Source organism: Pseudomonas sp. NPDC086581 (assembly GCF_044746165.1).
In the GTDB taxonomy this organism is placed as follows: domain Bacteria; phylum Pseudomonadota; class Gammaproteobacteria; order Pseudomonadales; family Pseudomonadaceae; genus Pseudomonas.
Genome location: NZ_JBIVBR010000015.1, coordinates 26,850 through 49,190, shown reverse-complemented (window position 1 = coordinate 49,190; position 22,341 = coordinate 26,850). Strand labels below are relative to the sequence as shown.

Here is a 22,341-nt window from a genome sequence, read left to right as displayed (position 1 = left end):
ATGTGCATCACACGCGGAAGTGACTGACCAGTGTCTGCAGTTGCCCACCCAGGCGGGCAAGCTCGACGCTGGACGCGGCGACTTCTTCGTTGGCCGAGGCGGTCTGCTCGGAGACGTCGCGGACGTTGACCACGCTGCGGCTGATTTCCTCGGCCACTGCGCTCTGTTCCTCGGCGGCGGTGGCGATCTGCTGGTTCATCGCCTGGATGTTGGAAACGGTACGGGTGATCTCGCCGAGGGACTCACCGGCCTGGCGGCTCAGGGCGACGCTGCTGGCGGTGAGTTCGCGGCTGCCGAGCATGACGCTGGAGACCTGGCGGGTGCCGCTCTGCAGACCGGCGACCAGTGCTTCGATCTCTTCGGTGGACTGCTGGGTGCGCTGGGCCAGGCCGCGCACTTCGTCGGCGACCACGGCGAAGCCGCGCCCGGCCTCGCCCGCGCGGGCGGCTTCGATGGCAGCGTTAAGGGCCAGCAGGTTGGTCTGCTCGGCCACTGACTTGATCACGTCCATGACCTTGCCGATCTTCTCGCTTTCCTGTTCGAGGCGCTGCATGGCCTCGGCGGAGCGTTCCACTTCCTCGGCCAGGCGCTCGATCTGTTCCACGGCCTTGTTCACCACGCGGTCGCCGTCCTGGGCCTGGTGGTCGGCGGCGGAGGCGGCCTGGGAGGCTTGCTCGGCGTTGCGCGCGACTTCCTGCACGGTGGCGGACATCTCGTGCATGGCGGTGGCGACCTGGTCGGTCTCGACCTTCTGGGTGTTGGCGCCGGCGCTGGTCTGCTCGGTGACGGCGGAGAGTTCTTCTGCAGCGCTGGCAATCTGGGTGACGCCGTCGCGAATGCCGCCGATCAGCTCGCGCAGGCTCTGGCTCATGCGCTGCATGCTCTGCTGCAGGCGGCCGAGTTCGTCGCGGCGGCTGACCTGGATGGTCTGTGACAGGTCGCCGGCGGCTATGCGGTCGACCACAGCCATGGTGTCGTGCAGCGGGCGGGTGATCTGGCGGGTGATGATCAGCGCAGCGATGCTGCCCAGTACCAGCGCGAGCAGGGTCACGAGGGTTTGCAGGCTGCGGGCCTTGGCGCTTTCGACGTCGCGGCGATCGAGCTGCAGCTGGTAGAGATTTTCGCTGATCTTGACGATGTCCTGGCCCTGGGCGGTCATTTCCTTGCGCGCCTGGACGATCGCGGCCATGTTCTGGCGCAGGGTCTGCACGGCGTCGCGGTAGGTGCGCAGGGCGCTGCCGAGCTGCTGGATGTACTGCGCTTCGGCGACGCCGAGCACGTTTTCCAGGGCCGGCAGGCCGGCGATGCTTTCGTCGAGGCCGCGAGTCACGCCGTCGCCGTTGCTGGTGAGTGCGGTGGCAAGATAGTCGCGCACGTCGTAGCGGGCTTGCAGCAGGTCCTCGCGGGTGCCGGTGATGGCCTGGAAGCGGGTGGCGCGCTCTTCGTCGGCCGGGGCCTTGAGGATGTCCTGCTGGATCTGAGCGGTCAGCTCGTTGGCGCGGGCGGCGTTGTCCTGCAGGATGCGGCGGGTGATGCCGGCGCTCTGGTAGCCGGCGCGCATGGCGGCCAGGGATTTCTCGTAGTCACCGATGATGCCGCCGAGCTGATCGAGCATGCGCACGTTCTCGGGGCTGACGAAGGACGCGCGCAGTTTCTGCTGCTGCGCCTTGAAGTCGGCCAGGGTGCTCATGACGTTGGCGGCTTCCTGCTCGGCGCCGTCGGCGATCATGTACTGCAGGCGAGTGATGCGCAGCTTGGTGAGGCGCGAGTTCAGTTCGGTGATGTCGCTCATCCAGTTGCTGCGGTCGATCAGCGAGCCCAGGCCGACCCAGCTGACGATGGCGAGGATGGCGGTGAAGGCGAGGACCAGGCCGAAGCCCAGGGCCAACTTGAGATTCACGCTCAGGTTGGAAATCCAGCTGTTCATTGACGATCTCCAGGAAAGGTTGTGTGAAGTCAGGCCGTTCGGAGATTGTTCTTGTTGGGGGCCAGGCGGGAGTACCGCGCTCAGTCGCTATCGGCAGCGTTCGGCAGAACCGTATGGTCGAGGCGAAAAAAAACGCCGACCTGCTGCGCAGCAGGTCGGCGGTTCGGTTGAAGCGAGCGGGAAGCGGGTGTCAGGCTCCGGCGGCGTCCAGCGCCTGAGCCAGATCGGCGAGGATGTCGTCGATGTGCTCGATGCCGATGGACAGACGCACCATGTCGCGCGGCACGCCGGCCTTCTCCAGTTCTTCGTCGTTGAGCTGGCGGTGTGTGGTGGAGGCCGGGTGGCAGGCCAGGGACTTGGCGTCGCCAATGTTCACCAGGCGCACCACCAGGTTCAGCGCATCGATGAAGCGCGCGCCGGCTTCCTGCCCGCCCTTGATGCCGAACGAGAGGATCGACGCGGGCTTGCCGCCCATGTAGCGCAGCGCCAGTTCCTGCTCGGGGTGATCGGCGAGGCCGGCGTATTTCACCCAGCTGACTTGCGGGTGGTCCTGCAGGTATTGCGCGACTTTTACCGCGTTCTCGCAGTGGCGCTCCATGCGCAGGGCGAGGGTTTCCAGGCCTTGCAGGATGAGGAAGGCGTTGAACGGTGAGAGCGCGGCGCCGGTGTTGCGCAGCGGCACGACACGGCAGCGGCCGATGAAGGCGGCGGGGCCGAAGGCTTCGGTGTAGGTGACGCCGTGGTAGGACGGATCCGGCGTGTTGAGCAGCGGGAAGCGCGCCTTGTTGTCGGCCCAGGGGAATTTGCCGGAGTCGACGACGATGCCGCCGATGCTGGTGCCGTGGCCACCGATGTACTTGGTCAGCGAGTGCACGACGATGTCCGCGCCGTGCTCGAACGGGCGGCAGAGGATCGGCGTGGCGACGGTGTTGTCGACGATCAGCGGCACGCCGTGGCGGTGCGCGGCATCGGCCAGGGCCTGGAGATCGACGATGTTGCCCGCCGGGTTGCCGATGGATTCGCAGAACACCGCCTTGGTGCGTTCGTCGATCAGCGCCTCGAGGGCGGCGATGTCATCGTGCGGCGCGAAGCGGGTCTGGATGCCGAAGCGCGGCAGGGTGTGGGCGAACAGGTTGTAGGTGCCGCCGTAGAGCTTGGCCACCGAGACGATGTTGTCGCCGGCTTCGGCGACGGTCTCGATGGCGTAGGTGATGGCGGCCATGCCGGAAGCCACCGCCAGCGCGGCGACGCCGCCTTCAAGTGCGGCCACGCGCTCCTCCAGCACCGCGTTGGTGGGGTTCATGATGCGCGTGTAGATGTTGCCGGCGACCTTCAGGTCGAACAGGTCGGCACCGTGCTGGGTGTCGTCGAAGGCGTAGGAGCTGGTCTGGTAAATCGGCACGGCCACGGCCTTGGTGGTCGGGTCGGGGCTGTAGCCAGCGTGGATGGCCAGGGTTTCCGGTTTCATTGTTCGAGCGTCCTTGTGGCAGAAAGCCCCGAGGATGCTGGCGGCGCCCGGCCCCGGTCAATGACCGGGAGCAATGCTGGCCGGGCGCCGCTAGATCGCTTTTCGCTGAGCTTATAACCGCCTCAGGACGAGCAGCTGATCTCCAGGTGACGGCCCCAGTCCGGCGGGCGCCGAGTGAAGACCTCGGCGTCTGGCTGCTCGTCGAAGGGTTTGCCGAGCACTTCGTGCAGGCGGCGCACCAGGCTGAAGTCGCCTTGCTCGGCGGCGCTGATGGCTTCCTGGGCAAGGTAGTTGCGCAGCACGTAGAGCGGGTTGACCGCGTGCATGCGGGCGCGGCGCTCGTCCTGGCTGCCGCCTTCGCGTTCTGCGCGGGCCTGGTAGTCGGCGGCCCAGGCGTCGAAACCGGCGAGGTCGACGAAGTCTTCCCGCACCACGGCCAGCGCCTGCTCCGGTGCCTGTTCGCCAAGGCGGCGGAAGAACAACGAGTAGTCCACCGCGCCTTTCTGCATGGTCTGCAGCAGGCGCTGCACCAGCTCCAGGTCGCCCTCTTCGGCAGTGGTGAGGCCGAGGCGGCGGCGCATCAGGTCCAGGTAGCTGGCCTGGTAGAGCGGCAGGAACAGGTCCAGCGTGGCGCGCAGGTCGTCCACTTCGACGAAGGGCGTCAGCGCCTGGCCGAGGGCGGCGAGGTTCCAGTGGGCGATGGGCACCTGGTTGCTGAAGGAGTAGCGGCCGGTGTCGTCGGAGTGGTTGCAGATGTGGTTGGCGTCGAAGTCATCGAGGAAGGCGTAGGGGCCGTAGTCGAAGGTGATGCCCAGGATCGACATGTTGTCGGTGTTCATCACCCCGTGGCAGAAGCCGTAGGTCTGCCAGTAGGCAATCATCTCGGCGTTGCGCTCGACCACTTCGCGGAAGAATGCGAGGTAGGGCTTCTCGTCATCCAGGCACTGCGGGTAGTACGACTGCAGGACGAACTCGCCGAGGGTGCGCAGCTGGTCTTCCTGCTTGGTGTAGTAGAAGTATTCGAAGTGGCCGAAGCGCACGTGGCTGGGCGCCAGGCGCAGCAGCATGGCGCCGGTTTCCTTTGACTCGCGCCACACTGTGGTGCTGGAGCCGATGACGCACAGCGCACGGCTGCTGGGGATGCCCAGGGCGGCGAGGTACTCGCTGGCGAGGAATTCGCGGATCGACGAGCGCAGCACGGCGCGGCCATCGCCCATGCGCGAGTAGGGCGTCTGTCCGGCGCCTTTCAGGTGAAGGTCCCAGTGCTCGCCGGCCTCGTTCACCACTTCACCCAACAACAGGCCGCGGCCGTCGCCCAGGCGGGGGTTGTAGGAGCCGAACTGGTGCCCGGAATAGACCATCGCGCGCGGATCGGCTTCTTCCCAGAGCTTGTGGCCGGCGAAGATTTCCGCGAACAGCGGGGTGTCTGCCTCGCTCGGGTCGAGGTCGAGCAGGGCCATGGCGGCGGGGCTGGCGACGACCAGGCGCGGGTCGGCGATAGGATCGGGCAGGACCTGGGTGGAAAACACGTCGCCCAGGCGGGCGAAGCGGTTATCGAAGGTCAGTTCGTCGAGCTTTTTCACAGGCTAACTCCGGACAAGTCCGAGCATTGTGCTCGGACTTGTCCGAAGGCGTCCACCCTCAGGCCTTGTCGCCGCCGGGCTTGTCGGTGCCCTGGGGGGCGCTGATCTTCACTGGTGTGGCGGCGGGCTGCTGCCCGACGATGACCTGGGCTTCCTGGCCCTGGAAGTTCTTCAGGAACACATCGACCTGGTTGAAGGCCATGTCGATGCCGGCTTCGCGGAAAGCCAGGGCGATGCGCGTGAGGGTCTCGTCCACCGCCGGGTTGCGGTCGCCCAGTTCGCGCACGTGGAAGCGCAGCTCGTAGTCGAAGGTGCTGGCGCTGATGGTGGTGAAGTACAGCACTGGTTCCGGGTCGCGCAGGATGCGGGTGTTGGCGTGGGCGGCGTCGAGCATGATCTTGCGCGCCAGGGGCAGGTCGCTCTCGTAGGCCAGGCCGATCTTGATGGTCACCCGCGTCACCGTATCGCTCAGCGACCAGTTCACCAACTGGCCGGTGATGAAGGTCTGGTTGGGGACGATGATTTCCTTGCGGTCGAAGTCGGTGATGGTGGTGGCGCGGATGCGGATCCGGCTGACGGTGCCGGACAGCGTGCCGATGGTCACCACGTCGCCGATCCGCACCGGGCGCTCGAAGAGGATGATCAGGCCGGAGACGAAGTTGGAGAAGATCGCCTGCAGGCCGAAGCCGAGGCCGACCGACAGCGCGGCCACCAGCCATTGCAGCTTGTCCCAGCTCACCCCGAGGGTGGACAGCGCGCTGACGAAGCCGATGCCGCTGATGGTGTAGGACAGCAGGGTGGTGATGGCGTAAGCGCTGCCCTGGGCCAGGGTCAGGCGTTGCAGCACCAGCACTTCGAGCAGGCCGGGCAGGTTGCGCGCCAGGGCGACTGTAACGGCGGCGATGACCAGCGCCATGAGGAAGTCGCTCAGGCTGATCGGCGTGGTGGACGCCGCGTCGCCAGTGCCGCTGGTGTACTGGTAGAGGGTCACATTATCGAGGTAGGAAACGACGCTGATCAGGTCGGCCCAGACCCAGTACAGGGTGACCACGAAGCCGATCAGCAGGCCCAGGCGGATCAGGCGCATGGATTGTTCGTTGATCTGCTCGATGCCCAGGGTCGGCTCTTCGACCACCTCGGTGCCCTCGATGCCTTCCTTGGGCGCGCTCTGGCGGTTCTTCAGGGCGCGCTGGTAGGCCAGGCGGCGGGCGGCGACGCCCATGCCGCGGACGAAGGTGGCTTCCACCACCATCCAGAACATCAGCAGGAACAGGGTGTCGATCAGGCGGTCGGTGAGCTTGAGCGCGGTGTAGTAGTAGCCGAAGCCCACGGCCAGGAACAGCGCCACCGGCAGGGCGGTGAAGCCCAGGCCGACGATCATCTTGATCATCGACGGGCGCTCGCTGGACGGGCTGTTGAACAGCAGCTGGGCGAGCAGCCAGGTCATGGCGCCGTAGCCGAACAGCACCACGGCAATGCCGATCACGTCATCGGCCAGCGAGGCCGGTGCGTGTTCGGCGACGGTGACCACCGCGACCAGCGACATCACCACCAGACCCAGTCGGCGCATCAGCTTGCCGAGGAACTGCACCTGCGGCTGGCTCCAGTGGAAGTGCCGCTCGGCGATGCCGCCCGGACGCAGGATGCGGTGCGCGGTGTAGAACACCAGCCAGACCTGCGCCATCTCCAGTAGCGCGCTGCCCAGGGTGGCGTTCTGTCCGCGGGCGTCGAGCAGCAGGGCGAGGCCGGCGATGGCCAGGGCCAGGGTGCCGGGCAGCGCCAGCAGTACGGCGAGCAGCAGGGCCAGCGGGGTGTGGGCCTGGCTGTCACGCTTGAAGTGGCCGATGTCGTCGTTCAGCGACTCCAGCTTGTCGTAGAGGAACTTGCGCTTCCACAGCAGGGCGGCGACCAGCAGGAGCAGCGGCAGGAACAGGAAGGGCCGGTCGATCAGGCCTTCGCCCAGCTCCTTCACCCCCGAGCCCCAGGGCACTTCGGCCAACTGGTGGTGCAGCAGGGTCGGGGTCATCTTGAACCACGACAGGTCCAGCGGGCGGTTGCTGGGAATCCAGAACATCTGCTCGTCGAGGGTGGCGCGCAGGCTGCTGCTGGTTTCCTTGAGCTGCTTCTGGTTCAGCTGCAGGGTGATGGCTTCGTTGAGTAGCGCGTTCAGCTCGTGGTTGAGGCGCTCCATCAGTTCCAGACGGGTGTCGACCAGCTCGGCCAGGTCGTGGCGCAGCTGCGGGGTGATGCTTTCCTGCGATTGCTGGGCCAGCAGGTTGTCGATATAGACCTGGGTGTTGTTGATCTCGTCGCGCTTCTGGTTCAGCTCGAACTGGTACAGGCGCAGGTCAGCGATCTCGTCGGCGAGGTCCTGGTCGGTCTTGATGACAGGCAGCGACTGCTTCTGCTGGTAGAGGATCTTCGACAGCAGCAGGCTGCCGCGCAGCACGTTGATCTGCTCGTCGAGGGCTTGCTCGCCCTGGGTCAGGTTGTCCAGCTGCTGCTTGGTTTCCAGGTTGCGCCTGGTCAGGGTGTTGAGGCGATCTGTGGTGCGCAGCAGGTAGTCGGAAAGCTTGAGGTTGGCGGCGTTCTCCTGGCTGAGCAGGCTGTCGGTCCCGGCGGCCTGGTCGGCGTCCTTGGACAGCTCGGCGACGGTCTTCTCGGACTGCTCGCGGCGCTTGTCGCTGATCATCGCCTGCAGCTCGAGGGTTTCGCGCTCTTCGCGGCCGATGCGCTCGGCCAGCAGGTCGCGCTGGCTGGAGGCGAGGTCGAGCAGCAGGTTGTTGCCGGCCAGTTGCTTGCGCAGCAGCAGGTTCTGCGCGGTCAGTGCAGCCTGTTCGGCGAGCACCTCATTACGGCGCTCGTCGGTCAGGGGCTTGGCGCCTTCCTTGCCAGCCTTGAGGGCGGTGCTGATCTCCAGCAGGCGCTCCTGGTTCTTGCTCAGGTCGGCCTGGGCGCGCTCGGGGCGGGTCTGCGCGGTGAGGATCTCGCTCTTGGCGTCGATCATCTCCTTCTGCCAGGAAGCCAGTTGAGTGGATTGCTCGTTGAGGAGCATTTCCAGCTGGGTGGCGTTGTAGCCGCCGTAGCGCTGGGCGGCGGGCTTGTCCGCGCTGCCCTTGAGGCGACTGAGGGCCTTCTGGTTCTCGCTGATCAGCTTGGGCGCATCGGCCAGGCGGCCGTTGAGCTCGCTGAGCTGCTTCTCGCTGTCATCCTTGGCCGCCAACAGCTTGAGGGTGTTCTCCAGGCTGGCCTTGAGCGGCTTGGCTTCGGCATCGCTGAGCTTGCGGTCGGCCAGACCGTCGAGGCTCTGCTGCACCTTCTCGGCGCTGGGGACGGTGGTATCGGCGGCCAGAGCGGGCAGGCCGGTGAGCGAGCCGCCCAGGAGGGCGGCAGTCAGGAGAGTACGCAGCAGGAATGACATGGTCGCGTTCAGCGGCTCGTGCAAAAAAGTGGAGTGAGGGTAGTTCTGGCAGGCCGGCACCCGCAAGCGGGTGCCGGTGGGCGGTCAGAGGAAGAGCCCGGGGCCGGGGCGGCCTTCGGGAAATTTGACCCCGACCTTGCGGATCTTGTTCCCGTCCAGGGCGGCAACGGTCCAGGTCAGGCCGTTCCATTCCACCTGGTCACCGATGATCGCCTGACCGCCGATTTCGTGGGCGATGAAGCGGCCCAGGTTCTGTTCGCCATCCACGCCTTCGAGCTTGAGGCCGTAGAGCGAGGCCACGGCGGACAGCTGGGCATCGCCCTCGAGGACGAAGTCGCCGAAGAAGCGCGCGCTCAGGCCGCGGTCCGGCGCCTGGCTGAACAGCTTGCCGAGCGCGGAGAGATCATGTTCGTGGCCGATCACGCAGAGGATGTCGTCCGCTTCGAGGATGGTACTACCCGAGGGGTGCAGCAGCTGGGTGCCGCGGAACAGCGCGGCGATGCGGGTGCCCTCGGGCATCTTCAGTTCGCGCAGGGCGGCGCCGATGCACCACTTTTCCTTGCTCAGGTGATAGACGAACAGCTCCCACTCGCTGGTCGGGTGGACTTCCAGGCCGGCGCGGGAGATCGGCGCCGGGTCCGGCGGCACCACCACGCGCAGCAGCTTGGCCGCCCAGGGCAGGCTGGTGCCCTGCACCAGCAGCGAAACCAGCACGATGAAGAAGGCCACGTTGAAGAACAGCTGGGCGTTCGGCAACCCGGCCATCAACGGGAACACCGCAAGAATGATCGGTACGGCGCCGCGCAGGCCGACCCAGGCGATGAACGCCTTCTCGCGGGCATGGAAGGCGCGGAAGGGGAACAGGCCGACCAGCACCGACAGCGGGCGGGCGAAGAGAATCATCCACAGCGCCAGGCCCAGCGCGGGCAGGGCGATGGGCCACAGATCGTGGGGCGTGACCAGCAGGCCCAGCACCAGGAACATGCCGATCTGTGCCAGCCAGGCCATGCCGTCGAGCATATGCATGATGCCGTGGCGCGAGCGGATCGGCTGGTTGCCCAGCACCAGGCCGCACAGATAGATGGCGAGGATGCCGCTGCCGTGCACCGCGTTGGCCAGGGCGAAGATCAGCAGGCCGCCGCTGATCGCCAGCAGCGGGTAGAGGCCGTTGGCCAGGTGGATGCGGTTGATCACCTGCAGCAGCAGCCAGCCGCCGGCGAGGCCCAGGATGGAGCCGATGCCGAACTCGCGCAGGAAGTGCCAGAGGAAGCTCCAGGACAGACCGCTCTCGCCATGGGCGAGCATGTCGATGAGGGTGACGGTGAGGAACACCGCCATGGGGTCGTTGCTGCCCGATTCGATTTCCAGGGTGGCGGTGACCCGCTCGTTCAGGCCCTTGCCGCCCAGCAGCGAGAACACCGCCGCGGCGTCGGTGGAGCCGACGATGGCGCCAATCAGCAGGCCTTCCATCCAGCTCAGCTTGAACAGCCAGGCGGCGGCAATGCCGGTGAGGCCGGCCGTGATCAGCACCCCGGCAGTGGCCAGCGACAACGCTGGCCAGAGGGCGACGCGGAAGCTGGACACCCGCGTGCGCAGACCGCCATCGAGGAGGATCACCGCCAGTGCCAGGTTACCCACCAGGTAGGCCATGGGGTAGTTGGAGAAGCCGATGCCGCCGGGGCCGTCGGTCCCTGCGATCATCCCTACAGCGAGGAAGATGACCAGGATCGGGATGCCTAGGCGCGAGGACAGCGAGCTGACCAGGATGCTCATGCCGATCAGCACCGCAGCGATCAGGAAATAGCTGTTGATGGCCACGGCATCCAAGGTGTCGACCTCCTGGGGAATGGGGGGTGGCGACGCTACTCAAGGATCAGGATGCAGGCCGCATGCCAATCGATTCTAACCTGCGGATTTACAAGGCTGTCAAAGGTTTGTTGCGGACCGTGCAGCGGCGCTTTCCGGCCACGGCCCGCGGGTGGCCCAGGTGGGAACCAGACTCGGCGAGGCCAGCTCGTCGGGCGCCCAGACGACGGCCTCGTCCAGGGGCGGCCGGACTGCTTCGAGGCAGGCCAGGCGGTCGCGCTGCAAGGTGGTGCGGGCCTTGCTCATCTCGCCAGCGCTGTTCGCTGCGCCGCTGGCGGCGCGGATCTGCGTGTGCCAGAGATGGCGGGCCGAGCTGCCTGTCGCGCCGCAGCTGCCCAGCGGGTCGTAGTAGGACGAGCCGAACTGGGCGTAGCCGGCGTTGACCAGGGCGTTGAAGTAGCGGCTCTGCGAGGCGATCGACTTGCCATCGCCGTCGCGCAGCACCTCGAGGCCATTGGCCATGGCCTTGTCGATGCTCAGCAGGAAGTCGTCGGCGTGCTGGAAGGCTTCCGCGCTGGGGGCGCTGAAGATGGGCTGCGCATTCAGCGACAAGGCTGCGTTGCTGAGGGAAGCATCCTTGGGCAGGGCGTCTGCCGGGCCGGTGTTGAACAGGCAAAGCACCAGGCCCAGCGCCGTCGTGACGGCGAGCAGCGGCAACAATTGAAGGAAACGCTGTGAGGCGATAGCGGGGAAAGAGGTATAGGTGGCCATGGTCATGAAGGCGAAAAGTTGCGCGGGCGCCATTCAACGGCAAATGGCCCTGGCTTCGCTGTCAGCCTGGTCAGGTGTTGGTGTCTGAAAATTCCTTCAATTCAATCGGCAGCTCTGCTGCGTCGCGGCGGTTTATCCGCGGGCATAAAAAAGCCCCGGACGTGACCGGGGCGCAAGAGTCATGCAGGAACCTAGAACCAAGCGTCCTGCATGGTGGAACAGGTATCGTCGCGGGCTTCGAGAAGCGTCAGGTCATGGTGGCAGGACGGCACTTCCCAGGTCAGGAAGTATCGCGCGGCCTGCAGCTTGCCGCGGTAGAAGTCGGTGTCGGCAGCGTTGCCGGCTGCCAACCCTTCCTCGGCGCGAATCGCCTGCTCCAGCCAGCGCCAGCCGATCACGGCGTGGCCGAAGACCTTCAGGTACAGCGCCGAGTTGGCCAGCCCCTGCGCCACGCGGCCCTGCATCAGGTCGCCGAGCAGGCTCAGGGTGGTGGCGGACAGGCGCGCCATCAGTTGCTCCAGCGGTTCGCGCAGCTTGTCCAGCGACGGGTGCGCGCTGGCGCGCTCGCAGCACTGGCTGATCAGGCGGGTCAGCTGCTTGAGGCCGGCGCCGTTGTTCTGCGCCAGCTTGCGGCCGAGCAGGTCCAGCGACTGGATGCCATGGGTGCCTTCGTGGATCGGGTTGAGGCGGTTGTCGCGGTAGTACTGCTCCACCGGGTATTCGCGGGTGTAGCCGTGGCCGCCGAGGATCTGGATCGCCAGTTCGTTGGCCTTCAGGCAGAACTCCGAGGGCCAGGATTTGACGATCGGGGTGAGCAGGTCGAGCAGCTCGTGGGCCTGCTTGCGCTCTTCTTCGGTGGCCAGCGTCTCGCAGTCGTCGACTAGGCGCGCGGCGTACAGGCCGAGGTCGAAGGCACCTTCGACGTAGGCCTTCTGGGTCAGCAGCATGCGGCGCACGTCGGTGTGCTCGATGATCGAAACCGGCGCGGAGGTCGGGTCCTTGGCGTCTACCGGGCGGCCTTGCGGGCGCTCGCGGGCGTACTCCAGTGAGTACAGGTAACCGGCGTAGCCGAGCATGATGGCGCCCATGCCGACGCCGATGCGCGCCTCGTTCATCATCTGGAACATGTAAGCCAGGCCGTGGTGCGGCTTACCGACCAGGTAGCCGACGCACTCGCCCTTGTCACCGAAGTTCAGCGCGGTGGAGGTGGTGCCGCGCCAGCCCATCTTGTGGAACAGACCGGCCAGGGTCACGTCGTTGCGCGCGCCGAGGGAACCGTCGTCGTTTACCAGGAACTTGGGCACGATGAACAGGCTGATGCCCTTCACCCCGGGCGGGGCGTCCGGCAGCTTGGCCAGCACCATGTGGACGATGTTGTCCGACAGTGGGTGGTCGCCGCCGGAGATGAAGATCTTGTTGCCCTTGATCCGGTAGCTGCCATCGGCGGCGGGTTCGGCGCGGGTGCGGATGTCGGCCAGGGACGAGCCGGCGTGGGGCTCGGTCAGCGCCATGGTGCCAAACCAGCGGCCTTCGATCATCGGCTGCAGGAACAGGCGTTTCTGCTCCTCGCTGCCGAAGGTCTCGATCAGATGGCTGGAGCCCATGCTCAGCATCGGGTAGGACGAGGTGGCGATGTTGGCTGACTGGAAGTGCGCGAAACAGGCACGCGACAGCAGGTGCGGCAACTGCATGCCGCCTTGTTCGAAGCTGCGCGAGGCGTTCTGGAAGCCGGCCTCGTTGAAGGCGTCCACCGCCGGCTTCACTTCCGGGATGAGCACCGCAGCGCCGTCGACATACTGCGGTTCGTGCTCGTCGTTCTTGCGGTTGTGCGGGGCGAACAGTTCCTCGGCGATGCCGCGGGCAGTGCTCAGGGCGGCGTCGAAGGTCTCGCGGTTGTGGTCGGCGAAGCGTTCGCGCTGGGTCAGGGCCTGTGCGTCGAGCACTTCGTAGAGTTCGAAAGCGAGGTTGCGGGAGCTGAGCAGAGTCTCGGACATGGATCGACCTCCGTGGGAATCGGCGCAGTCTAGTCTGGTGAATGAAGCGCGCACAGAATCATCCATGAGCGTGATAAAGGGCTAAAACACCTGGCCTCCCGGCGAGCCCAGGCGACGGCGGACTCGCACCGCACCCGCCCAGGACCTAAACTGCGCGCCTTGAGGAGTCCGCTATCCATGAACTACCGCCATGCCTACCACGCCGGCAACCATGCCGACGTGCTGAAACACATCGTCCTCGCCCGCATCTTCGCGCTGATGGCGCGCAAGGACACGCCGTTCGCCTACCTCGACAGCCATTCCGGCATCGGCCTGTACGACCTGCTGGGCGACGAAGCCAGCCGCACTGGCGAGTGGGAGTCGGGCATCGGCCGCCTGTATGAGCGCGATGACCTGCCGGAGCTGTTGCAGGATTACCTGGACGTCGTCCGCGCGTTGAATCCCGATGGCGGCCTGGAGTTCTACCCAGGCTCCCCGGAGCTGGCGCGTCGCCTGACCCGCCCGCAGGATCGGGTGATGCTCAACGAGCTGCATCCGGAAGATGGTCGCCTGCTCAAGGCCAACATGACAGGCGAGCGCCGCATTTCGGTGCACCAGGGCGACGGCTGGCTGCTGCCCCGTGCCTTCCTGCCCGTTTCCGAGAAGCGCGGCGTGCTACTGATCGACCCGCCCTTCGAGCAGCCGGACGATCTGGAGCGTTGCGTGACCGCACTGGACGAGGCCATCGGCCGCATGCGCCAGACCGTGGTTGCCATCTGGTACCCGATCAAGGACCGCCGCCAGCTCAAGCGTTTCTATCAGCGCCTGGAGAAAAGCTCGGCGCCGAAGATGCTGCGCGTGGAGCTGTGCGTGCACCCGGCCGATACGGCTGACCGTCTGAATGGCTCCGGGCTGGTCATCGTCAACCCGCCCTGGCCGCTGGATGAGGAACTGCGTGGCCTGCTCCCGTGGTTGGCGCAGACGCTGGCGCAGAGCGAAGGCAGCAGCCAGGTGGACTGGCTGATCGCCGAATGAAAAAAGCCCCGGCACTGCCGGGGCTTTTTTGTGGTGCGGCTCCGATCGTGAAGTCTTTATGTAGGAGCGAGGGGGACGCCATCGTTCTTGCTCGCTAACAGATTCACTGTGAGGCCGGTTCGCGAGCAAGCTCGCTCCTACAAAAGCAGGCTCAGGCCGGCAAGCAGACGCCGGTGCCGCCCAGGCCGCAGTAGCCGTTGGGGTTCTTGGCCAGGTACTGCTGGTGGTAGGCCTCGGCGTAGTAGAACGGCGGTACCTCGCGGATTTCCGTGGTGATCTCGCCGTAGCCCTTGGCGCTCAGTTCCTTCTGGAAGGCGGCGCGGCTGGCGTCGATAGCGGCTTTCTGCGCCTGATCGAACCAGTAGATCACCGAGCGGTACTGAGTGCCGGTGTCGTTGCCCTGGCGCATGCCCTGGGTCGGGTCGTGGGATTCCCAGAACACCTTGAGCAGCGCATGGATGCTGGTTTCGCGTGGGTCGTACGCCACCAGCACCACTTCGCTGTGGCCGGTCAGGCCGGAGCAGACTTCGTCGTAGGTCGGGTTCGGCGTGTAGCCGCCGGCATAGCCCACCGCGGTGACCCACACGCCCGGCTGTTGCCAGAAGCGCCGCTCGGCACCCCAGAAGCAACCCAGGCCGACAACGATCTGCTGTACGCCGGCGGGGAAGGGCGCGGTCAGCGGGCGGCCATTGACGTAATGCGCTTCGGGTACCGGCATCGGGCTTTCGCGCCCTGGCAGGGCCTGGGCGGAGCTGGGCAGTTCCAGCTTGTGGGCAAGTATTTGCGAGCGCAGGGTCATGGCATTCGTCTCCTCTGAATAGGGGCGGCAATAGACTCGGGTACTCGCCGAAGATTACAGCGTTTTTTCCAGGAGCGGGGATGGCTGCGGGCACGCCGTGCCGGCGCGGCTCAGTGCGGACGGCAGGGGTAGCGCTGCAGGCTGGAGGAGAGGTCGTGGCTGGGGATGGGCTTGTCGAACAGGTAGCCCTGGCCGATGTCGCAGCGATTGCGCCGCAGGAACGCCAACTGAGCGGCGGTCTCGACGCCTTCGGCGACCACCTGCAGCTTGAGGTTGTGGGCCATGGCGATCACCGCCGAGGTGATTTCCATGTCGTCCTGGTTGTCCGGGATGTCCTTGATGAAGCTGCGATCGATCTTGATTACGTCGATGGGGAACTTCTTCAGGTAGCTCAGCGACGAGTAGCCGGTGCCGAAGTCATCCATGGCCAGGGTCAGGCCGAGGCTCTTCAGGCGCTCCAGCTGCTGGCGGGTGTCGTCGGTGGCATCCAGCAGCAGGCTTTCCGTGAGCTCAAGCTCGAGCTGGCTGGCCGGGATGCTTTCCTCGTGGAGGATCGCGGCGATGGAGCCGACCAGGTCCGGATCGCTGAACTGCTTGGGCGACAGGTTGATCGCCATGTGCAGCTCGCCCAGGCCCTTGGCGGCCAGCTCGCGCACCTGGCGGCAGGCCTGGCGGATCACCCACTTGCCGATGGGGATGATCAGCCCGGTTTCCTCGGCGACGCTGATGAACTGGTCCGGGCGGATCATGCCCTTCTCCGGGTGCTGCCAGCGCAGCAGTGCTTCCAGGCCGAGTAGCGCGCCACTGCGCAGGCACAGCTTGGGCTGGTAGTGCACCGCCAGTTCGTCCTGCACCAGTGCGCGGCGCAGGTTGCTCTCGACGAACAGCTTGTAGCTGGCCTCGGCGGTCATCGCTTCGGTGAAGGTCTGCACCTGGTGCTTGCCGTTGGCCTTGGCCTTGTGCAGCGCCAGGCCGGCATGCTTCATCAGGGTCTGCGGGTCCTGTCCGTGCTGCGGCGCGTAGGCGATGCCCACGGAGCCGGTGATGCTGATCAGCTGGTTGTCGACGAACAGCGGCTTGTCGAGCACGTCGAGGATCTGCGCGGCGATCTTCTCGCCACGGCCGGCCACGGACTCCTCCAGCAGCACGGCGAATTCGTTGCTGGCGAAGCGCGCCAGGGTGGCGCTGTCGCTCAGGCTGCTGCGCAGGCGGCGGGCAAGGTTGGCCAGTAGCTTGTCGCCGGTCTGGTGGCCGAGGCTGTCGTTGATCCGCTTGAAGTTGTCGATGTCCACCAGCAGTAGGCTCAACGAATGTTCGCTGCCCACCTGCAGGCGTTCTTCCAGGGCGTTGATGAAGAAGTGCCGGTTGGCCAGGCCCGTGAGGTTGTCGCGGTAGGCGAGCTTCTCGATGTGCTGCTGGGCCAGCTTGCTCTGGGTGATGTCTTCGTAGATGCCGATGTAGTGCGTCAGCTCGCCCTTGTCGTCGTAGACCTTGGACAGCGACAACTGGCCCCAGTAAGGCTCGAGGTTCTTGCGCCGGCTGCGGAACTCGCCCTGCCAGCTGTTCTGCGTGACCAGCGTGGAGCGCGCGTCGAACAGCAGCTCGCTGAGGTTCGCCAGCGCCGGCAGCTCCGGCAGGCGGCGGCCGCGCACTTCGTCGGCGCCGTACTGGGTGATCGCGGTGAAGCTTGGGTTGACGTATTCCACCAGGCCGTCGCGGTCGATCAGCAGGAAGGCGCTGGCGCTCTGCTCGACGGCGCGCTGGAACAGGTGCAGGGCGCTGGAGACGTTGCGCCGCTCGTGATTCATCAGCACTTGGGCGTACTGGTCGGCTAGTTCGCCAGCAAAGGCGATCTCGTCGCTCTGCCACATGCGCACTTCGCCGACGTGTTCCAGGCAGAGCACGCCGACCACTTCGCCGCCGACGCGGATGGTGGCGTCGAGCATGGCGCTGATGCCCTGCGGGCGCAGGTAGCGCTTGGCCAGTTCCTGGGTGCGCGGGTCCTGCTGGGCGTTGTGGGCGTCGATGGCGCGGCCGCTGTGCACCGCGTCGAGGTAGTTGGGGAAGTGGCTGGCGTCGATGTCCTGTGGCTTTTCGTACTGGTCGGTGTCGCGGCGGTAGATAGTCACCGCTTCCAGGCGGTGGTCGGTGTGCAGGCGCCAGATGCCGGCACGGGCCACGTCATAGGCCTCGCAGGCCGCCTGGGCGATCAGCTGGGCCGCTTCGAGCAGCGGGTCGCTGGACAGGTAGCGGTGCCGCGCCAGGCGCACGATCAGGTTCTGCTGGGTGCGCGAACGCACCAGATGCTGCAGGTGTTCGTCCTGGGAGCGCTGGTACATCTCCAGGGACATCTTCAGGCGGATGTTCTGGGCTTCCAGGTCCAGCAGGCGCGGGTCCAGCTCGCTGCTCTGCTCGTTGCCCTCGTCCTGCAGGATGTAGCCGTGGAGCAGTTGGCGACCGTGCTGCTGGAAGCTTTCGCCGACCTCCAGCACGTTCAGCGTGCCGCGCGGCGAGTGGAGCAGGTAGCGCACCCGGTAACGGCCGTCCTTGAGCAGTTGCTGCTGCACCTGCTCATGCAGGCGATGGCGCGCTTCGGGCTCCATCAGGCTGGCGTAGGGGGCGTCGAGGATGCCGCAGAGGTCCTGGGCCGGCACGCCGATCTGGCGTTCGCAACCGGGGTCCAGGAACAGCAGGGTCCAGCTCGGTTCGTTCAGACGCTCGAAGCGCAGCATCCCAAGCCTCGAAGGGACGGGAAGCTGCGTGACAACCTCGGCCGCCTGACGGCTGGCGGCATCGGGATGACTCTTCATGCGCGGGAGATTTCCAGGGTGCTGGACGAGGTACATGGCCCCGCCCGACTTCTATGGGCGTTGGCAAGATTTGCATGAGGCACGGGGCCATGACAAGCCAAGACTGTATCGGCCGTCACAGAGCTAAGTTGAGGCAGTGCCGGGAGCGGGGCGTGACCGCCGGTCCGGACAAAAAGAAGCCCCGCCATCCGGCAGGGCTGGAGAGAACGAGCGTGGCGTGCTCGTCGAGAGGAAGGGGCAGGCTGGGCCTGCCCTGTACAACACTTACAGCTGCCGCACTTACAGGAGCAGGGTGCGGATATCACCCAGCAAGTCGGACAGGCGCTTGGTGTAGCGCGCGGCGGCCGCCCCGTTGATCACGCGGTGATCGTAGGACAGCGACAGCGGCAGCATCAGGCGCGGCTGGAAGGCCTTGCCGTCCCAGACCGGCTGCATGGTTGCCTTGCTGACACCCAGGATCGCCACTTCCGGCGCGTTGACGATCGGCGTGAAGCCGGTGCCGCCAATGTGGCCGAGGCTGGAGATGGTGAAGCAGGCGCCCTGCATGGCGTCGGCGGAGAGCTTCTTGGTGCGCGCTTTCTCGGCCAGTTCGGCGGCTTCGGCGGCGAGCTGCAGGAGGCTCTTCTGATCGACGTTCTTGATCACAGGGACCAGCAGACCGTCCGGCGTGTCCACGGCAAAGCCGATGTTCACGTACTTCTTGCGGATCAGCGCCTTGCCGCTGGGGGCCAGCGAGCTATTGAAGTCCGGCATTTCCTTGAGCAGGTGGGCGCAGGCCTTCAGCAGGATCGGCAGAACGGTCAGCTTGACGCCGGCCTTCTCCGCGACGGCTTTCTGGGCCACGCGGAAGGCTTCCATCTCGGTGATGTCGGCCGAGTCGAACTGGGTCACGTGCGGCACGTTCAGCCAGCTGCGGTGCAGGTTGGCGGCGCCGACCTGCATCAGGCGGGTCATGGCCACTTCTTCCACTTCGCCGAACTTGCTGAAGTCGACTTCCGGGATCGGCGGGATACCCGCACCACCGCTGGTGCCAGCCGGCGCGCCGGATTTGGCGCGTTGCAGTTGCTCCTTGACGAACGCCTGCACGTCTTCTTTCAGGATGCGGCCTTTCGGACCGGTGCCTTTGACTTCACCCAGCTCGACGCCGAACTCGCGGGCGACCATGCGCACTGCGGGGCCTGCGTGGACTTTGGTGCCGTCACGGCTGGGCGCGCCCACCGGCGCGGCTTCCGGTGCCTTGGCAGGAGCCGCGGCAGCCGGTGCGGGAGCTGCAGCAGGAGCGGCAGCGGCCGGAGCAGCAGCCGGAGCTTCGGCGGCGGCCGGGGCAGCAGCACCCGCGACCTTGAGCTTGAGGATCAGGTCGCCGGTGCCGACTTCGTCACCGACCTTGATCGACACGCTTTCCACCACGCCGGAGGCCGGCGAGGGGATTTCCATGCTGGCCTTGTCCGATTCCAGGGTGATCAGCGACTGGTCGGCCTCGACCATGTCGCCGGCTTTCACCATGACTTCGATGACATTGGCCTTGCCGGCCGAGCCGATGTCCGGGACGTGGATGTCCTGGACGCTGGCACCAGCGGCAGGCGCGGCAGCCGGCGCCGGAGCAGCGGCCGGGGCCTCTGCTTTCGGTGCCTCGGCGGCCGGGGCCGGCGCTTCGGCCCTGGGCGCAACGGCCTCCGCCGAACCACCCTCGACTTCCAGCTCGAGAATCTCGTCGCCTTCCTTCAGGGTGTCGCCCACCTTGACCTTCAGGCTCTTCACCACGCCGGCCTTGGGCGAGGGGATTTCCATGCTGGCCTTGTCGGATTCCAGGGTCAGCAGGCTCTGGTCGGCCTCGACGGTGTCGCCGACCTTGACCAGCAGCTCAATGACTTCACCCTGACCATTGCCGATGTCGGGTACACGAATCAATTCGCTCATCGTGCCTCTCCTCAGCAGTCCAGCGGGTTACGTTTTTCGGGGTTGATGCCGAACTTGGCGATGGCTTCGGCCACCACTTTCGGTTCGATATCACCGCGATCGGCCAGGGCTTCCAGCGCGGCCAGCACCACCCAGTGGCGATCGACTTCGAAGAAGTCGCGCAGCTTGCGGCGGCTGTCGCTGCGGCCGAAGCCGTCGGTGCCCAGGACCTTGAATTCCTTGCTAGGAACCCACTGGCGGATCTGCTCGGCGTAGAGCTTCATGTAGTCGGTGGAGGCGATCACCGGGCCCTTGCGACCGGAGAGGCACTCTTCGACGTAGCTCTGCTTCGGCTTCTGGCCCGGGTGCAGGCGGTTCCAGCGCTCCACGGCGAGGCCGTCGCGGCGCAGTTCGTTGAAGCTCGGAACGGACCAGACGTCGGCGCCAATGCCGAAGTCTTCGCGCAGGATCTTCGCGGCGGCTTCGACTTCGCGCAGGATGGTGCCCGAACCCAGCAGCTGCACGTGATGCGCGGCGTCCTTCTTGTCCTCATCGAGCAGGTACATGCCCTTGATGATGCCTTCCTCGGCGCCCTTGGGCATGGCCGGCTGGACGTAGTTCTCGTTCATCACGGTGATGTAATAGAAGATGTCCTGCTGCTCTTCGATCATCTGGCGCGAGCCTTCGCGGATGATCACCGCCAGCTCGTACGCATAGGTCGGATCGTAGGTGCGGCAGTTCGGGATGGTCGCCGCCAGCAGGTGGCTGTGACCGTCTTCGTGCTGCAGGCCTTCACCGTTCAAGGTGGTACGGCCGGCGGTGCCGCCAATCAGGAAGCCGTGCGCGCGGCTGTCGCCAGCGGCCCAGGCTAGGTCGCCGATACGCTGGAAGCCGAACATCGAATAGAAGATGTAGAACGGCAGCATCGGCTGGTTGTGCGTGGAGTACGAAGTACCCGCGGCGATCCAGCTGGACATGGCGCCGGCTTCGTTGATGCCTTCCTCGAGGATCTGACCTTTCTTGTCCTCGCGGTAGAACATCACCTGGTCTTTATCCACCGGCTCGTACAGCTGGCCAACGGAGGAGTAGATACCCAGCTGGCGGAACATGCCTTCCATACCGAAGGTACGGGCTTCGTCGGGCACGATCGGGACGATGCGCGGGCCGAGTTCCTTGTCCTTGACCAGCTGCGAGATGATCCGCACGAAGGCCATGGTGGTGGAGATTTCGCGGTCGCCCGAGCCGTCGAGCATGGCCTTGAGGGTTTCCAGCGGGGGAACCGGGACCTGGAAGCTCTTCTCGCGGCGAACCGGCATCACGCCGCCCAGCGCGGCACGGCGGTTGGCCAGGTACTTGGCTTCGGCGCTGCCTTCCTCGGGGCGGTAGAACGGCAGGTTTTCCAGGTCGGCATCCTTGATCGGGATGTCGAACTTGTCGCGGAATGACTTCAGGGACTCGACGTCGACCTTCTTGACGTTGTGCGCGATGTTCTTCGCTTCGCCCGAACCGGTGCCGTAGCCCTTGATGGTCTTGGCCAGGATGACGGTCGGCTGGCCTTTGTGGTTGACCGCCTGGTGGTAGGCCGCATAGACCTTGTAGGGGTCGTGGCCGCCGCGGTTGAGTTTCCAGATTTCTTCGTCGGAGAGGTCCTTGACCATCTCCAGCAGCTCCGGACGCGCACCGAAGAAGTGCTCACGCACGTAGGCGCCGTCTTTGGCCTTGTAGTTCTGGTATTCGCCATCGATGACCTCGTCCATGCGCTGCTGCAGCAGGCCGGCGGTGTCCTTGGCGAACAGCGGGTCCCAGAAGCGGCCCCAGACCACCTTGTTGACGTTCCACTCGGCGCCACGGAATACGCCTTCGAGTTCCTGGATGATCTTGCCGTTGCCGCGAACCGGGCCGTCGAGGCGCTGCAGGTTGCAGTTGATGACGAAGATCAGGTTGTCCAGCTTCTCGCGGCCGGCCAGGGAGATTGCGCCCAGGGATTCGGGCTCGTCACACTCGCCGTCGCCCATGAAGCACCAGACCTTCTGCTTGCCGGCAGGGATGAAGCCGCGGCTTTCCAGGTACTTCATGAAGCGCGCCTGGTAGATCGCCTGGATCGGGCCCAGACCCATGGATACGGTCGGGAACTGCCAGAAGTCCGGCATCAGCCAGGGGTGCGGGTAGGAAGACAGGCCGTTGCCGTCCACTTCCTGGCGGAAGTTGTTCAGCTGGTCTTCGCTGATGCGGCCTTCGAGGAAGGCGCGGGCGTAGACGCCGGGGGAGGCGTGGCCCTGGAAGAACACCAGGTCGCCGCCGTGTTCTTCGGTCGGGGCCTGGAAGAAGTAGTTGAAGCCAACGTCATACAGGGTCGCCGAGGAGGCGAAGGAGGAGATGTGGCCACCCAGATCCGGGTCGTTCTTGTTGGCCTTCATCACCATCGCCAAGGCATTCCAGCGCACCAGGGAGCGGATGCGGCGTTCCATGAACAGGTCGCCGGGCATGCGGGCTTCGTGGGTGACCGGGATGCTGTTGCGGTAAGGCGTGGTGATCGCGTAGGGCAGTTGGGTGCCGGACCGGCTGGCCAACTCGCCCATACGGGTCATCAGGTAATGGGCGCGGTCTTCACCTTCACGGTCCAGGACCGATTCCAGGGCGTCCAGCCATTCCTGGGTTTCGACGGGATCGAGGTCTTGCATGGCTTGCTCCAGGGCGGAAAGGCTTCCAGAATCGGAAGCCAGTAGATCGTTGCCGACAGCTGCGCCAACCTCGTGGGCGACGCGGCGAATTCTTGGAAGTGCACCGGGGGTACGCCCGGCGGGTTGTAGTTTTACTACAAATCGCTAGCGGATACATCCCTCCGCCAG

General features: G+C 65.7%; 12 protein-coding genes. 1 reads left to right on the top strand and 11 read right to left on the bottom strand.

Going from position 1 to position 22,341, the window contains the following annotated elements; translation table 11 throughout:
* Window positions 1-7: 7 nt before the first annotated feature.
* The 7 genes from ACIPK7_RS25795 to ACIPK7_RS25765 form a co-directional block, all read right to left on the bottom strand.
* Window positions 8-1,792: a methyl-accepting chemotaxis protein gene (locus tag ACIPK7_RS25795; RefSeq protein ID WP_401091135.1), complete on the bottom strand. Its 1,785-nt coding sequence runs from the start codon at window positions 1,790-1,792 to the stop codon at window positions 8-10.
* A 325-nt stretch (window positions 1,793-2,117) separates the two neighbouring features.
* Entirely contained in the window at window positions 2,118-3,395 is a 1,278-nt protein-coding gene (locus ACIPK7_RS25790) for a bifunctional O-acetylhomoserine aminocarboxypropyltransferase/cysteine synthase (RefSeq protein WP_401091036.1), read from the bottom strand.
* 122 nt (window positions 3,396-3,517) lie between these two features.
* The gene (gene selO, locus ACIPK7_RS25785) at window positions 3,518-4,978 is read right to left on the bottom strand and encodes a protein adenylyltransferase SelO (protein ID WP_401091034.1); all 1,461 of its coding nucleotides are present in this window, start codon (window positions 4,976-4,978) and stop codon (window positions 3,518-3,520) included.
* Window positions 4,979-5,036: 58 nt separating this feature from the next.
* Window positions 5,037-8,399, bottom strand: coding sequence for a mechanosensitive channel MscK (gene mscK, locus ACIPK7_RS25780; protein ID WP_401091032.1), 3,363 nt, complete (start codon window positions 8,397-8,399; stop codon window positions 5,037-5,039).
* An 84-nt stretch (window positions 8,400-8,483) separates the two neighbouring features.
* Entirely contained in the window at window positions 8,484-10,226 is a 1,743-nt protein-coding gene (locus ACIPK7_RS25775; protein WP_192433948.1) for a potassium/proton antiporter, read from the bottom strand.
* Window positions 10,227-10,325: 99 nt separating this feature from the next.
* Window positions 10,326-11,009: a hypothetical protein gene (locus ACIPK7_RS25770; protein ID WP_401091030.1), complete on the bottom strand. Its 684-nt coding sequence runs from the start codon at window positions 11,007-11,009 to the stop codon at window positions 10,326-10,328.
* Window positions 11,010-11,167: 158 nt separating this feature from the next.
* Entirely contained in the window at window positions 11,168-12,970 is a 1,803-nt protein-coding gene (locus tag ACIPK7_RS25765; RefSeq protein ID WP_401091028.1) for an acyl-CoA dehydrogenase, read from the bottom strand.
* A 177-nt stretch (window positions 12,971-13,147) separates the two neighbouring features.
* On the opposite strand from ACIPK7_RS25765, the gene ACIPK7_RS25760 reads away from it, so the two are divergent.
* The gene (locus ACIPK7_RS25760) at window positions 13,148-13,984 is read left to right on the top strand and encodes a 23S rRNA (adenine(2030)-N(6))-methyltransferase RlmJ (protein ID WP_401091026.1); all 837 of its coding nucleotides are present in this window, start codon (window positions 13,148-13,150) and stop codon (window positions 13,982-13,984) included.
* Between the two features lie 151 nt (window positions 13,985-14,135).
* Here the strand turns inward: ACIPK7_RS25760 and msrA are convergent, their stop codons facing one another.
* The 4 genes from msrA to aceE form a co-directional block, all read right to left on the bottom strand.
* Window positions 14,136-14,783 carry a peptide-methionine (S)-S-oxide reductase MsrA gene (gene msrA, locus ACIPK7_RS25755; RefSeq protein ID WP_401091024.1) on the bottom strand — a complete coding sequence of 216 codons (648 nt, stop codon included), beginning with the start codon at window positions 14,781-14,783 and terminating at the stop codon, window positions 14,136-14,138.
* Between the two features lie 110 nt (window positions 14,784-14,893).
* Window positions 14,894-17,593, bottom strand: coding sequence for a putative bifunctional diguanylate cyclase/phosphodiesterase (locus tag ACIPK7_RS25750; protein WP_401091022.1), 2,700 nt, complete (start codon window positions 17,591-17,593; stop codon window positions 14,894-14,896).
* A gap of 279 nt (window positions 17,594-17,872) precedes the next feature.
* A complete protein-coding gene (gene aceF, locus ACIPK7_RS25745; RefSeq protein WP_401091020.1) occupies window positions 17,873-19,513 on the bottom strand; it encodes a dihydrolipoyllysine-residue acetyltransferase in 1,641 nt (546 codons plus the stop codon).
* 11 nt (window positions 19,514-19,524) lie between these two features.
* A complete protein-coding gene (gene aceE / locus ACIPK7_RS25740) occupies window positions 19,525-22,173 on the bottom strand; it encodes a pyruvate dehydrogenase (acetyl-transferring), homodimeric type (RefSeq protein WP_192433962.1) in 2,649 nt (882 codons plus the stop codon).
* Between the last annotated feature and the right edge of the window lie 168 nt (window positions 22,174-22,341).

Excerpts from the sequence above, each read along its gene's own strand:
- ACIPK7_RS25795 (WP_401091135.1), bottom strand. The coding sequence starts at position 1,792 with ATGAGCGACATCACCGAACTGAACTCGCGCCTCACCAAGCTGCGCATC.
- ACIPK7_RS25790 (WP_401091036.1), bottom strand. The coding sequence starts at position 3,395 with ATGAAACCGGAAACCCTGGCCATCCACGCTGGCTACAGCCCCGACCCG.
- mscK (WP_401091032.1), bottom strand. The coding sequence starts at position 8,399 with ATGTCATTCCTGCTGCGTACTCTCCTGACTGCCGCCCTCCTGGGCGGC.
- ACIPK7_RS25770 (WP_401091030.1), bottom strand. The coding sequence starts at position 11,009 with ATGGCGCCCGCGCAACTTTTCGCCTTCATGACCATGGCCACCTATACC.
- ACIPK7_RS25765 (WP_401091028.1), bottom strand. The coding sequence starts at position 12,970 with ATGTCCGAGACTCTGCTCAGCTCCCGCAACCTCGCTTTCGAACTCTAC.
- ACIPK7_RS25760 (WP_401091026.1), top strand. The coding sequence starts at position 13,148 with ATGAACTACCGCCATGCCTACCACGCCGGCAACCATGCCGACGTGCTG.
- msrA (WP_401091024.1), bottom strand. The coding sequence starts at position 14,783 with ATGACCCTGCGCTCGCAAATACTTGCCCACAAGCTGGAACTGCCCAGC.
- ACIPK7_RS25750 (WP_401091022.1), bottom strand. The coding sequence starts at position 17,593 with ATGAAGAGTCATCCCGATGCCGCCAGCCGTCAGGCGGCCGAGGTTGTC.
- aceF (WP_401091020.1), bottom strand. The coding sequence starts at position 19,513 with ATGAGCGAATTGATTCGTGTACCCGACATCGGCAATGGTCAGGGTGAA.
- aceE (WP_192433962.1), bottom strand. The coding sequence starts at position 22,173 with ATGCAAGACCTCGATCCCGTCGAAACCCAGGAATGGCTGGACGCCCTG.